Genomic DNA, 12043 nt, shown 5'->3' with positions numbered 1-12043 from the left:
CCTCCCGCTGGTCGTGTCCGCCGATGCCGCCGGACCCCCCGTCTCCCCGGCTCTCGCGTGCGAGCGCTCGTGAAGCGATGTCCGCGCGCGTTTCGCGTTCCGACAGTGCACCATTTCGCAGACAGCCGGTCAGCAGGCGACCGTTCCACGGAGGAGCAGCAGGGATGAGCGTCGACTCGGGCAGCGCCAGCATGGCGGCCCGGCTGGGCATCAAGCCGGGCATGGTCGTGCAGGAGCTCGGCTGGGACGAGGACGCCGACGAGGACCTGCGCGACTCCATCGTCGAGGCGGCCGGCAGCGAGATGGTCGACGAGGACACCGACGAGGTGGCCGACGTCGTCATCCTGTGGTGGCGCGAGGACGACGGCGACCTGTTCGACGCGCTCACCGACGCCCTGACCTCGCTGGCCGACGACGGCGTGGTCTGGCTCCTGGTCCCGAAGTCGGGGCGGCCCGGGCACGTCGAGCCCGGCGACGTCACCGAGGTGGCGCCCACCGCGGGGCTGCAGCAGACCAGCAGCATCTCGGCGGCCAAGGACTGGTCCGGCATCCGGCTGGTGACCCCGAAGGCCGCGCGCACCCGTCGCTGACCCTCGGTTCGGCCCTGGGCGCCGGATGCGGCACGATCGGGCGCATGACGCTTTCCGTCGGAGATCCCGCGCCCGAGTTCAGCCTTCCCGACCAGGACAGGCAGGTCGTCTCGCTCGCCGAGCTGCGCGGCACGCCGGTCCTGCTGGTCTTCTACCCGTTCGCCTTCTCCGGCATCTGCACCGGTGAGCTCTGCCAGCTGCGCGACGAGCTGACCACCTACACCGAGGCCGGCGTGAAGGTGCTCGCGATCAGCACCGACCCGGTGTTCAGCCTCAAGGCCTTCCGCGAGAAGGAGGGCTTCGACTTCCCGCTGCTGTCGGACTTCTGGCCGCACGGGGCGACGGCGCAGGCCTACGACGTCTTCAACGAGAAGGCCGGCATGGCGCTGCGCGGCACGTTCCTCGTCGACGCCGAGGGCAAGATCGCCTTCGCCGAGGTCAACCAGCCCGGCGACGCGCGTCAGCAGTCCGGCTGGAAGAACGCGGTCGGCCAACTGGCCGCCTGACCTTCTCGCCGCCTGGGGAGGTGGCCCCCGTCCAGAGGCTCGCCGCGAGCGTGCGAGCGGTGAGGGGGACGGGGGTCCTTTGTCTACCCTGGGCGCGCGGGGCGCGTAGCTCAGCGGAAGAGCTCTCGCCTTACAAGCGAGCGGTCGCCGGTTCGATCCCGGCCGCGCCCACCTGTCACTTCGCTCGGCTGGTCCGGCGGGGGAGGGGCGACGTCCGGTGACACCGGCGGCGCCCCCGCCCGCGCCCCCGCTGATCACCCCGCCCTGCCCGCCCGGCTGATCCCCGCTCAGGCGTCGACGCGCTGGACGTTCTCGCCTTCGCCGATCTTCTCCTGATCGGTCACGAAGTAGTTGCCCTCGCTGTTGTAGGAGACCGGGCCCTCGTTGCGGAACATGTCGGCCAGCACGCTGAGCTCGGCGGCGGACACGAAGATCTGCCGGGCCGACGGGTCGCCCTCCAGGCCGAAGTAGAAGTAGCACTGCTTGTCGACGATGTTGAATCCGAGGGAGTACCAGCTCACCTTCTGCCAGGCCATGACGCCCCCTGCTCGAGCGGTTGCGGGTGCCTTCACATGCTGGTCCTGCCGGTGCCGCAACTCAACCCGCCGAGATGCGCCTGAGGGCGGTGTCCGCACGCGCGGACACCGCCCTCAGGCGCATCTCGATGCCGGGCTACGCGGCGGGGTCCCGCACCGTGAACTGCGAGGCCGCAGCGGGCCGGTCGGGGCGGGGGAAGGCCGGCCGCAGGAACAGCGGGGCCTTGAACGGCCGCCAGGTGCCCTCGGGCTGCGCCAGCCGGTCGGCGATCGCCCAGATGGCCGCCGGGTGGTGGCCCAGTCCCAGGTGGCTGGCCATGACGGCGATGTTCTCGCAGCGCTCGCCGGGCCGTTCCAGGCAGGTCTGCCAGTGCACGATGCCGTCGAAGTGCGAGTAGATCGAGGTCGAGGGCACCGGCAGCGGCGTCGCCTCGCTCTCCAGCGGCAGCGTGCGGTGCTCCACGTGCAGGTGCGAGTAGCGCTCGAAGGCCTTCGAGGCCCGGCTCTGGCTGTTGCGCTCGAGCCGGAACGGGCTGCCGAGGGTGATCACCTGGCGGACCGACTCCGGGGAGCGGCGCGCGATGTCCCGGGCGAAGATGCCGCCCAGGCTCCAGCCGATCAGGGTCACCGGCCGGCCGTAGCGGTCGGACAGGTCCTCCATCCGGTCCCGCAGGCCTGTCACGCAGGCCGCCGTGGGGCCGAAGTTGCGGCCCAGCCGCCAACCGTGCACCCGGTAGTCCAGCCGGCGCAGCACTCGCCGGAGGACGCGGGTGGAGACGTCGTCGGCCAGGAAGCCGGGGAGGACGAGAACCGGGTGCCCGTCGCCGTGCGGGAGACGGTCGAGGAAGGGGCGGGCCGCGAGGTACAGGCCGAAGTCCGCGGCCGCCCGGCTGGGTTCGGTCAGGTACAGCGGGAGCCCGGGGCCCTCGTCCTGGTGTGCCACGTGTCCTCCTCGGCCGGCCCGACGTCGGTATCTCTGTGTGTACCGAGATGAGCAGTCGGTCACACGTCGTTCGTATCGGCGTCGCCGCATCGACATGAAGTTGTGATGCAGCACACTTCAACGCGGCAGCTACCGGGCCTGTGCCCGCGGGTAGGACCGTGGGCACCGACGAAGGGGATCGATGGACGAGCGCACGCAGCCGGGGACCAGCCACACCGTCGACTGGGACGGTCCGGTGCACTACGTGGACTTCGGCGGCGATCCCGACGGGCCGACCGTCGTCCTCGTGCACGGCCTCGGCGGCTCGCACCTGAACTGGGACCTGCTCGCCCCGCTGCTCACCCCGCACGGCCGCGTCCTGGCGCTCGACCTGCCCGGCTTCGGCCGCAGCGAGCCCGGCAGCCGGCGAGCCACCGTGCAGGCCAACGTCGCCGTCCTCCGACGCTTCCTGACCGAGGTGGCCGGCGGGCGGGCCGTCCTCGTCGGGAACTCGATGGGTGGGATGATCTCGATCTTCACCGCCGCGTCCGCACCGAGGGCGGTCAGCGGGCTGGTCCTGCTGGACCCGGCCCTGCCCGGCGGGCGGCGGACCCTCGACCCGGTGGTCGCCGCCCAGTTCTTCCTCTACGCGCTGCCCTTCGTCGGCGAGCGGTTCCTCTCCCTCCGGCGCCGGCGGCACAGCGCGCTGCACCGGGTGCGGGAGATGCTGGCGCTGTGCGGGGTGGACCCGGACGCCGTCCCGTCCGAGGTGATCGACCGGTCGGTCACCCTGCTCGAGGAGCGCCGGGACGTCGACGGCATGGACAAGGCCTTCCTCGCCGCCGCCCGCTCGCTGCTGAAGCTCCTCGTCGACCCCCGCTCCTATCGCGGCGCGATGGCCGGCATCGCCGCCCCGGTCCTGCTCGTGCAGGGCGACCGCGACCGGCTGGTGCCCGTGGCCGCGGCCCGCGCCGCCGCCGAGCAGCACCCGCACTGGCGCTACCTCGAGCTGGCCGGCGTGGGGCACGTGCCGCAGCTGCAGGTCCCCGACACGGTCGCCAAGGAGATCCTCACCTGGCTCGAGGAGACGGCCGAGACACCCTCGCCGGCCTGACCTCAGCGCTGCAGCGTGGCGCGCAGCGCCTCCAGGCCGGTGTAGCGCGGCCGCCAGCCGAGCTGCTCCTTGGCGCGCGTGGTGTCCATGATCGAGGGCCGGCTCACCGCCTCGACCCACTCACCGGACGGCGGCAGGAACGGCAGCCGTGCCAGCGCCCGGGCGGTGAGCTGCGCCGGGCCGGGCGGCACCCGCAGCGGCAGCGCCCCGAACTCGCGGGCGACGTCCCCGACGGTGAGGATGCCGTCGCCGGCGATGTTGTACGCCCCCGGCGGGCCGGCGCCCAGCACGCACAGCAGCAGCGCGCGGCCGACGTCCTCCTCGTGGATGAACTGCAGCTCGAACTCGGGGACGACGACCGGCACGGGCACCGGCAGCCGGCGGGGGCGGCCCAGCAGCCGGCGGCCGAGCGGGGCCAGCGGACCCGGGAGGACGTCCTTGGCGCCCACGGCGTTCGGGCCGAGCACCACCGGCGGCCGCAGCAGGTAGAGGGCGAGGTCGGGGGCGCTGGCCGCCTCGGCGTCGAGCAGCTCCTCGAGCTCGGCCTTCTCCTGTGCGTAGAACAGCCGGCCGGCCGGCCGCACCGGCCAGTCCTCGGCGATCCGCTCCGGGTTGTCGGCGTGCCAGCCGTAGGCGGCCACGGACGACGCGTAGACGAACCGGCGCGCGCCGCAGGCCGCCGCGGCCCGGAACACGTTGAGCGTCCCCTCGACGTTGATCGCCCGCGTCGTCCGCCGGGAGGCGTTGCCGGTGATCAGGAAGGCGAGGTGGACGACGACGTCGGCGTCGCGGAACGCCTCGGTGAGGGTGTCGGGGTCGCGGACGTCGCCCTGCCGGTACTCCATCTTCGTCCAGCCGCGCTCGACGGGGTCGAACGGCCGGCGGGCCAGGCCGATGATCCGCGCGACCCGCGGCTCCTCCTGCAGCAGCGGGACCAGCCCGGAGCCGAAGGTGCCGGTCGGTCCGGTGACGGCGACGGTGAGGTCGCGGTCGGCCGCAGGGCTCACTGCTGCGCCGCCGCGGCCGGCTGCTTGTCCGCGATCTCCTTGAGCTCGTCCACCCCGCGGCGGATCCCGGTGGCCAGCACGTCGATGTCCGGGAAGCCGTCGAAGTCGGCGTTGATGCCGAAGGTCATCGTGTTCAGGTAGGAGAAGATCCCGATCGAGATCCGGGTGCCGCCGGCGATCGGCACGTAGGCGTGCGCCGAGCACATCCGCCGGCCGAGCACGTACAGCGGCACCCGCGGCCCGGGCACGTTGGTCGTCACCGCCTGGCACCAGAACTGGCCGGCCTGCATCGCCGCCCGCACGCCCATGGCCAGCAGCGTCGGCGCGACGAAGTCGCCCATCGCGATGATCGAGCGGGCGTCGACCGCCTGCATCGCCTTCTTGTAGTCGTCCATCTGCCGGCGGACGCGGGTCAGCCGCTCGCCCGCGTCCGGCTCGCCCACCGGCAGGTCCACGAAGACCGCCGAGACGCGGTTGTCCAGCGCGCCGCGCTCACCGGGGCGCCGCACGGACACCGGGACCATCGAGCGGACGACGGCCTTCTCGGACAGCGCGCCCCGGCCCTGCAGCAGGTCGCGGAACCCGCGGGTGATGGCGGTGAGGACGACGTCGTTCACCGTGCCGCCGAGCGCGGTGCGCACCGCCTTGAACTCGTCGAACTGCGCGTCGGTCCACGCCCACCGGCGGTGCGGGCCGATCGGCCCGGTGAGCGTGCGGGCCAGCGGCGTCGTCGCCTGCCGGGCGAGGGCGGGCAGGTTGCTGGCCAGCGTCCTGCCGGAGCCCAGCAGCCCCTTGGCCGCCCGCGCGGCGCCCCCGGTGCCGGGGAGGCTGGTCAGCTGGCGCAGCGGATGGGTGAGGTTGTCCTGCACGGCCCCGGCCATGAGCTCGACGCTCGACGGGTTGCGCTGCGCCGTCCACTCCTTGGGCTCGGTGTGCTTGACGTTCGGGTCGAGGTCGAAGATGACCTGCATCAGGTCGGTGCCGGCGATGCCGTCGACCATGCAGTGGTGGACCTTGGAGATGATCGCCCAGCGGTCGTTCTCCAGGCCCTCGACCAGCCACACCTCCCACAGCGGCTTGGCCATGTCCAGGCGCTGGCCGAGCACGCGGCCGGCGAGGTTGCGCAGCTGCTCGTCGCTGCCCGGCTTCGGCACCGCCGTGTGCCGCACGTGGTAGAGGATCTGGAAGTGCGGGTCGTCGACCCACATCGGCCGGCCCAGGTTGAGCGGCACCTCGCGCACCCGCTGCCGGTAGCGCGGGACGAGCGGCAGCTTGGACAGCAGCAGCCGGACCAGGTCGCCGTAGGACGGCGCCGGCCCGTCGAACACGGCCACCGATCCCACGTGCAGCGGGGTGTTCTCGCTCTCCGCGTAGAAGAAACCGGCGTCGGTCGGGCTCATGCGGTCCACGATCAGCTCCTCGAGAGGTCGGCTGGCCGCCGAAGCTATGAGCCTGCGGCGGGGGGTGCAAGCCGATCATGAACTCACCGGTAACAACGGTTCAACCGGTCCGGCGGGATTCCCCGAGCCCGGCCTCCACCCGGTCGAGCAGGTCCAGAAACGCCTGGTCGACCACGGCGGCGCGGGTCAGGTTGACGCTGTGCCCGGCGCCGGGGACGACGACCAGCTCGACGTCCGGCCCGAGCCGCTCGGCCATCCGCCGGGCGTGCACGGCCGGCGTCAGCCGGTCGTCGGAGGCGGCGACGACGGTGACCGGCACGCGGGCCAGCACGTCGAGCGACGCCGTCTCGTCGTGGTCGAGGAAGGTCGCGTAGAACGCCGCGGTGACCGGGTACGGCGTCTCCTCCAGCAGGTCCTGCACCGTGCGCACGTGCGCCGGGTCGGCGTCCTCCCGCCCGAAGAGGTAGCGGCGGGTGAACCATCGCCCGAGCCGGGTGCCGCGGCGGCGGAAGCGCTCCAGCAGCGGCGCCCACAGCTGCAGCAACCAGAGGTACAGCGGCAGCAGCCCGAGCCACCGGACCGCCTTCACCGCCCAGCCGACGATCCCCGTCTCCACCAGCCCGCCGGCCGACGTGGCCAGCAGGAGGACGCCGACCACCCGCGAGCCGAACAGCTCCGGGCGCTGCCGGGCCAGCGCCATCACGCTCATGCCGCCCATCGAGTGCCCGGCCAGCACCACCGGACCCGCCGGCGTGGTGGCGTCGAGGACCTCGCCGAGGTCCCGGCCGGTGCGGTCGATGGTGGCAGCGGTCAGCCGCGTCCAGCCGGACCGGCCGTGCCCGCGCTGGTCGAAGAGCACCAGCCGCGCCCGGTCGCGCAGCACCCGGCGCTGCAGCTCCCACTCGGCCAGCCGGGCGGTGAACCCGTGGGCGAGGACGACGGTCAGCGGGGCGTCGTCCCGGCCGTCGACCTCCACGTGCAGGTCGACGCCGTCGTCGGTGCGGACGGTGCGGGACCCGGGCGGCGGCGGATCGGACAGCGGCGGGAGGACGACCATGCCGTCCATCCTCAGCGCCCGGGCGCCGCCTCGCGCACCAGGCGGCGGGCGGTGTCGACCTCGCGGGCGACCGGGGCCAGCACGCCGTCGGCGAGGATCTCGGCGTCGTCCCACACCCGGTCGGCGCGGACGTCGTCCTCCAGCTGCCGGATCGCCCGGCGCAGGACGGCGACCTGGTCGAGGTCCGGCTCGGGCTCCCCGGAGCGGATGGCGATCACCGCCTCGGTCACCGCGTCCGACGTCCGTTCCAGCTGCACGATCACCGGCCACCAGGCGGCGGCGCGGGTGCTGATCGGCGGGGGCTCGGCCAGCCGCCGCTGCAGCTGGGTCTGCAGCTCGGTGAGCGCCCGGTAGCAGCGCCGGCGGGCGCGGCGGCGCTCGGTCGGGGAGCCGGTGAAGGCCGCCTCGACGAAGCCGTCGAGCGCGAGGGCGGCGCCGCGCAGCGCCTCGTCGAGCGGCGCGCGCCAGGTCTGCGGCCAGAGCAGGTAGCCGAACACGAGCACGATCGCGCAGCCGATGAGAGTGTCGAGCAGCCGGGCGGTCACCAGCCCGGAGCCGCTGGGCACCGCGAGGTCGAGCAGCAGGATCACCAGCGGGGTGAGGAACACCGAGAACAGCCCGAAGTTGGCCAACCGCGCCCAGGGCAGCACCGCAGCGGCCAGGGCCATGGCGACGAGGACCCACGGGCTGCGCGGGATCACGGTCAGCAGCAGCGACCCGACGAGGACGCCGAGCACGGTCCCCACGCCGCGCTGCACCGCCCGGGTGAAGACCGAGCCGAAGTCGGGCTTGAGCACGATCGCCACGGTGAGCAGCACCCAGTACGGCCGCTGGATCGGCAGCAGCTGGCGGGCGATCTCGGCGACGGTCATGCACAGCGCCAGCCGGAGCGCGAACGCCCGGCTCTCGGGGCTCGCGATCGTGCTCTCCGCGAGGTCGCGCACCCGGCTGCGCCAGTCGGCCTCCGGGGGCACGACGGCCGCGACGGCGCGCTCCTCGGGATCGCCGATGACGTTCCACACCAGCCGGATGCCGTGCCGGGTGGCGCGCCGGCCGGGCGGACCCTCCTCGAGCGCGGGGGGCCGCTCCTCCGGCAGTTCCCGGTCGCCGGCGACCGCGGCGGCCAGCGCGTGCGCCGCGGTCACGTCCTGCGGATCGGCCGGCACACCGGCGCGGGCCGCGGCCACCGCGCCCTCGACCAGCGGCGCCGCGGCGTTGAGCACGCCGGCCAGCTCCGAGAGCTCGCGGCTGCGCCCCGCCGACCGGCTGCGGCTGCGGATCACCCGGTCGTAGGCGGCGTTGAGCGCGGTGGTCAGCTCGCGGCGGGCGTCGTCGGCGGCGTCGGTCCCGGCGGCCGTGAGCAGCGCCCCGATGCGGGTGAACACCGCCGCGACCGCCGCCCGGTCGGGGTCCTCGGGTTCGAAGCGCCACTGCACCAGCGTCGTGAACGTCGCCCAGCACGCGCCGGCGAAGAAGAAGCCGATCTCGGCGTAGGTGGGCAGCGGCGTGACCAGGCCGGAGGACAGCGCGGTGTACACGAGCAGCTGCAGCGCGCCGAGGGACAGCGCCGCGTTGATCCCGCTGATCAGCGCCGCGACCGCCGACAGGACGGCGATGACGACCACCGGCTGCCATCCGCCACCCTCGGCGTACTGCCCGGCCAGCAGCCCGACCACGCCGAAGCCGGCCGCTGCCGCGATCCGGCGCAGCTTGTCGCGCAGCGGTCCGGCCTGCGGCGCGAGCGTGGCGGCCAGCGCGCCGGTGGTGGCGAAGACGCCGGCGCCGAGCGCCGCGCCGTTGTCGAGCCCGCCGCCGACGAGCAGGGCGACGGCCAGGGGAGCGGGGATGGTGACGGCGAAGCGGACGACGTCCCGCCACGGCACGGGCGGGCGCTTGGTGCGGACGAGCTCCTCGAGCCAGGCCGGCGCCCGAAGCCCCCTCTCCGCCACGTCCTGGAGCCTCCCATCCCGCCGTCCTCCGAGCTTTCGGTACAGAAAGCCCGGACAGGCCGGGGCTTTCTGTACCGAGAGCCCTCGGGCCTATCGTCCGGCCCCGTGACCGCAACGCTCGGCGAGGTCCTGGCCGCCCTCGAGGCCCGCTACGACCCCGCCCTGGCGGAGAGCTGGGACGCCGTCGGCCTGGTCTGCGGCGACCGGTCGGAGCAGGTGACCCGCGTGCTGTTCGCCGTCGATCCCGTCGAGGAGGTGGTCGACGAGGCGCTCGAGACCGGCGCGGAACTGGTCGTGACGCACCACCCGCTGCTGCTCACGCCCGTCCACGGCGTGCCGGCGGACGACCCCAAGGGCCGGGTGGTGCACCGGCTGATCCGCGCCGGCGCCGCGCTGTTCGTCGCGCACACCAACGCCGACCGGGCCGCCGACGTCGGCGTCAACGACGCCCTGGCCGCGGCGCTCGGGCTCACCGGCTGCGCGCCGCTGGAGCCGGTGACGCCCGGCAGCCGGGCGGGTCTCGGCCGGCTGGGGCAGCTGCCGGAACCGGTGTCCCTGCGCGGGTTCGCCGAGCGGGTGGCCCGCGCGCTGCCGGCGACGGCCGGGGGCGTGCGCGTCGCCGGGGACCCCGACCGCCCGGTGCGCACGGTCGCCGTCTGCGGCGGCAGCGGGGGATCGCTGTACGAGGCCGCGGCGGCGGCCGGCGCCGATGTCCTCCTGACGAGTGACCTGAAGCACCACTTTGTTTCAGAACGGCAACAGTCGACGGGTCCTGCGCTCTGTGACGTGGCACACTTCGCCAGCGAGTGGCCCTGGTTGCCGGTCGCCGCGGAGACCCTCGCCCGCGATCTCGAGGGGCGGGTGCAGGTGAGCGTCTCCGCCCGGCGAACCGACCCGTGGACCGCGCACGTGGCACAGGACGTGGCACCGGATCCCGTCGGATCCGCCGCCGGCTGAGGACCGGGGGCCCGGCTCCCGGGAGAGGGGAGTCGCGTTGACCACCGAGACACCACCGACCACGACGGGCGTCGGCGACGTCGCGCCGCGTCGCAGCGACCGCAGCCCGTGGAACTGGCTGCTGCTGGTGCCGATCGTCGTGCCGCTGCTCGTGCCGCTCTACAACGACGTGGAGCCGACCCTGTTCGGCTGGCCGCGGTTCTACTGGCTGCAGCTGGCCTTCGTCGCCCTCGGCGTCGCGACGACGGTGCTGGTCTACCGGATGACCCGCCGCCCGGCCGCCGAGCGCGAGGCAGCGGCCCGCGCCGCGGCCCGGCACGCCGACCGGGACCGGGAGGGCTGAGCCGTGGAGGACGTCAACGTCGTCGAGCTGGTCATCGTCGTCTTCCTGTTCCTGCTCGTCACCGTCATGGGGTTCGCGGCGGCCCGCTGGCGGCGCGCGCAGTCGCTCATGCACCTCGACGAGTGGGGCCTGGGCGGGCGCAGCTTCGGCTCGTGGATCACCTGGTTCCTGCTCGGCGGTGACCTCTACACCGCGTACACGTTCGTCGCCGTGCCGGCGCTGATGTTCGGCGCGGGCGCGGCCGGGTTCTTCGCCGTCCCGTACACCGTGGTGATCTACCCGCTGGTCTTCCTCGTGGTGATCCGCCTGTGGTCGGTCAGCCACGTGCGCGGCTTCGTGACCCCGGCGGACTTCGTGCGGGCGCGGTTCGACTCGCCCACGATGGCGCTGCTGGTCGCGATCACCGGCATCGTCGCGACGATGCCCTACATCGCGCTGCAGCTGGTCGGCATCTCCGCCGTCCTCAAGTCGATGGGCTTCTCCGGCGAGGGGCTGGCGGGGGAGCTGCCGCTGATCATCGCGTTCCTCGTCCTGGCGCTGTACACGTACAACTCCGGGCTGCGGGCGCCGGCGCTGATCGCGTTCGTCAAGGACACGCTGATCTACCTGACGATCATCGTCGCGGTGCTGGTCATCCCGGCGAAGCTCGGCGGGTGGGGCGAGATCTTCGGCGCGGCGGAGGAGAAGTTCTCCGCCGGAGCGGGCGTCATCCTGCCGGCGACCGGCCAGCTGGGCTACGCCACCCTGGCGCTGGGCTCGGCGCTGGCGCTGTTCCTCTACCCGCACTCGATCACCGGCGTGCTCGCCGCGAGCAACCGGGACGTGCTCAAGCGGAACATGAGTGCGCTGCCGCTCTACAGCCTCGCCCTTGCCCTGATCGCGCTGCTCGGCTACATGGCCATCGCGGCGGGGACGACGCCGATCGGCACCGACGGCAACACGATCGTGCCCGAGCTGTTCCAGGAGATGTTCCCGAGCTGGTTCGCCGGCATCGCCTTCGCCGCGATCGCCATCGGCGCCCTCGTGCCGGCCGCGATCATGTCGATCGCCGCGGCCAACCTGTTCACCCGCAACGTCTACAAGGAGTTCCTGAAGAAGGACGCCACGTCCGAGCAGGAGGCGCGGGTCGCCAAGATCACCTCGCTGGTGGTGAAGATCGGCGCGGTCGCGGCGATCCTCTTCCTCAACCCGCAGTTCTCGATCGACCTGCAGCTGATCGGCGGCGTGATCATCCTCCAGACGCTGCCGTCGGTGGCGCTGGGCCTCTACACCCGATGGCTGCACCGCGGCGCGCTCATCGCCGGGTGGGCGGCCGGCATGATCGCCGGGCTCTGGATGGTCTACGAGATCCCGCGGCTCAACCCGGACGGCACCGTGGCCCGGGAGCACTTCGGCGGCTCGTCCTTCCCGCTGTCCAAGCTCGGCTTCGACACCAAGGTCGCGATCTACGCCGGGTTCCTGGCGCTGCTGGTGAACCTGCTCGTCACCGTCGTCGTGACGTTCGTGCTGCGGGCGATGAAGGTCGACGACGGCGTCGACGGGACGGCGGAGACCGACTACACGGCCGAGCGGGAGGACCCGACGGTCCGCGACCTGCCCGACCCGCTCGCCTCCGCGCCGCCGGGGCTCGACAAGGAGGTCCGGTCGCGGAGGTAGCTCGGC

The 12043-nt window shown here is 73.4% G+C and carries 12 protein-coding genes and 1 tRNA gene; 7 read left to right on the top strand and 6 right to left on the bottom strand.

The features are described 5' to 3' along the window. Positions 1 to 164: 164 nt before the first annotated feature. From ACWIYF_RS17560 to ACWIYF_RS17550, 3 genes are all read left to right on the top strand, one after another. Entirely contained in the window at positions 165 to 590 is a 426-nt protein-coding gene (locus ACWIYF_RS17560) for a DUF3052 domain-containing protein (protein ID WP_448624113.1), read from the top strand. Between the two features lie 44 nt (positions 591 to 634). Beyond that, the gene (locus ACWIYF_RS17555; protein WP_448624112.1) at positions 635 to 1096 is read left to right on the top strand and encodes a peroxiredoxin; all 462 of its coding nucleotides are present in this window, start codon (positions 635 to 637) and stop codon (positions 1094 to 1096) included. Between the two features lie 99 nt (positions 1097 to 1195). Continuing rightward, positions 1196 to 1267: transfer RNA gene (locus tag ACWIYF_RS17550), tRNA-Val, on the top strand. A gap of 116 nt (positions 1268 to 1383) precedes the next feature. On the opposite strand, the gene ACWIYF_RS17545 is transcribed toward ACWIYF_RS17550, so the two are convergent. Continuing rightward, complete coding sequence (locus ACWIYF_RS17545; RefSeq protein WP_448624111.1) at positions 1384 to 1632, bottom strand: hypothetical protein; 249 nt, start codon at positions 1630 to 1632, stop codon at positions 1384 to 1386. A gap of 136 nt (positions 1633 to 1768) precedes the next feature. Continuing rightward, the gene (locus ACWIYF_RS17540) at positions 1769 to 2575 is read right to left on the bottom strand and encodes a lipase family alpha/beta hydrolase (protein ID WP_448624110.1); all 807 of its coding nucleotides are present in this window, start codon (positions 2573 to 2575) and stop codon (positions 1769 to 1771) included. A 181-nt stretch (positions 2576 to 2756) separates the two neighbouring features. Between ACWIYF_RS17540 and ACWIYF_RS17535 the strand changes: the two genes are divergently transcribed. Continuing rightward, positions 2757 to 3668, top strand: a complete 912-nt coding sequence (locus ACWIYF_RS17535; RefSeq protein WP_448624109.1) for an alpha/beta fold hydrolase — start codon at positions 2757 to 2759, stop codon at positions 3666 to 3668. 2 nt (positions 3669 to 3670) lie between these two features. Here the strand turns inward: ACWIYF_RS17535 and ACWIYF_RS17530 are convergent, their stop codons facing one another. From ACWIYF_RS17530 to ACWIYF_RS17515, 4 genes are all read right to left on the bottom strand, one after another. Beyond that, a complete protein-coding gene (locus ACWIYF_RS17530) occupies positions 3671 to 4675 on the bottom strand; it encodes an NAD-dependent epimerase/dehydratase family protein (RefSeq protein ID WP_448624108.1) in 1005 nt (334 codons plus the stop codon). Beyond that, entirely contained in the window at positions 4672 to 6075 is a 1404-nt protein-coding gene (locus ACWIYF_RS17525; protein ID WP_448628766.1) for a WS/DGAT/MGAT family O-acyltransferase, read from the bottom strand. The genes ACWIYF_RS17530 and ACWIYF_RS17525 overlap by 4 nt, the downstream gene beginning before the upstream one ends. A 100-nt stretch (positions 6076 to 6175) precedes the next feature. Beyond that, positions 6176 to 7132: an alpha/beta fold hydrolase gene (locus ACWIYF_RS17520; RefSeq protein ID WP_448624107.1), complete on the bottom strand. Its 957-nt coding sequence runs from the start codon at positions 7130 to 7132 to the stop codon at positions 6176 to 6178. Positions 7133 to 7143: 11 nt separating this feature from the next. Then, positions 7144 to 9081: an FUSC family protein gene (locus ACWIYF_RS17515; RefSeq protein WP_448624106.1), complete on the bottom strand. Its 1938-nt coding sequence runs from the start codon at positions 9079 to 9081 to the stop codon at positions 7144 to 7146. A gap of 105 nt (positions 9082 to 9186) precedes the next feature. On the opposite strand from ACWIYF_RS17515, the gene ACWIYF_RS17510 reads away from it, so the two are divergent. Genes ACWIYF_RS17510 through mctP form a run of 3 tightly spaced genes read left to right on the top strand, consistent with a single transcriptional unit; the run spans position 9187 to position 12037 of the window. Then, the gene (locus tag ACWIYF_RS17510) at positions 9187 to 10038 is read left to right on the top strand and encodes a Nif3-like dinuclear metal center hexameric protein (RefSeq protein WP_448624105.1); all 852 of its coding nucleotides are present in this window, start codon (positions 9187 to 9189) and stop codon (positions 10036 to 10038) included. Positions 10039 to 10075: 37 nt separating this feature from the next. After that, a complete protein-coding gene (locus ACWIYF_RS17505) occupies positions 10076 to 10381 on the top strand; it encodes a DUF3311 domain-containing protein (protein WP_448624104.1) in 306 nt (101 codons plus the stop codon). Positions 10382 to 10384: 3 nt separating this feature from the next. Further along, the gene (gene mctP / locus ACWIYF_RS17500; RefSeq protein WP_448624103.1) at positions 10385 to 12037 is read left to right on the top strand and encodes a monocarboxylate uptake permease MctP; all 1653 of its coding nucleotides are present in this window, start codon (positions 10385 to 10387) and stop codon (positions 12035 to 12037) included. Positions 12038 to 12043: the final 6 nt, after the last annotated feature.

The organism is Geodermatophilus sp. URMC 64 (assembly GCF_053502555.1).
The sequence above is the reverse complement of the archived record's forward strand: the minus strand, read 5'-3'. Positions and strand labels throughout refer to the sequence as shown.

What these genes read in the sequence shown, in the direction of transcription:
- ACWIYF_RS17560 (WP_448624113.1), top strand. Translation starts at nt 165, where the DNA reads ATGAGCGTCGACTCGGGCAGCGCCAGCATGGCGGCCCGGCTGGGCATC.
- ACWIYF_RS17555 (WP_448624112.1), top strand. Translation starts at nt 635, where the DNA reads ATGACGCTTTCCGTCGGAGATCCCGCGCCCGAGTTCAGCCTTCCCGAC.
- ACWIYF_RS17545 (WP_448624111.1), bottom strand. Translation starts at nt 1,632, where the DNA reads ATGGCCTGGCAGAAGGTGAGCTGGTACTCCCTCGGATTCAACATCGTC.
- ACWIYF_RS17535 (WP_448624109.1), top strand. Translation starts at nt 2,757, where the DNA reads ATGGACGAGCGCACGCAGCCGGGGACCAGCCACACCGTCGACTGGGAC.
- ACWIYF_RS17525 (WP_448628766.1), bottom strand. Translation starts at nt 6,075, where the DNA reads ATGAGCCCGACCGACGCCGGTTTCTTCTACGCGGAGAGCGAGAACACC.
- ACWIYF_RS17520 (WP_448624107.1), bottom strand. Translation starts at nt 7,132, where the DNA reads ATGGTCGTCCTCCCGCCGCTGTCCGATCCGCCGCCGCCCGGGTCCCGC.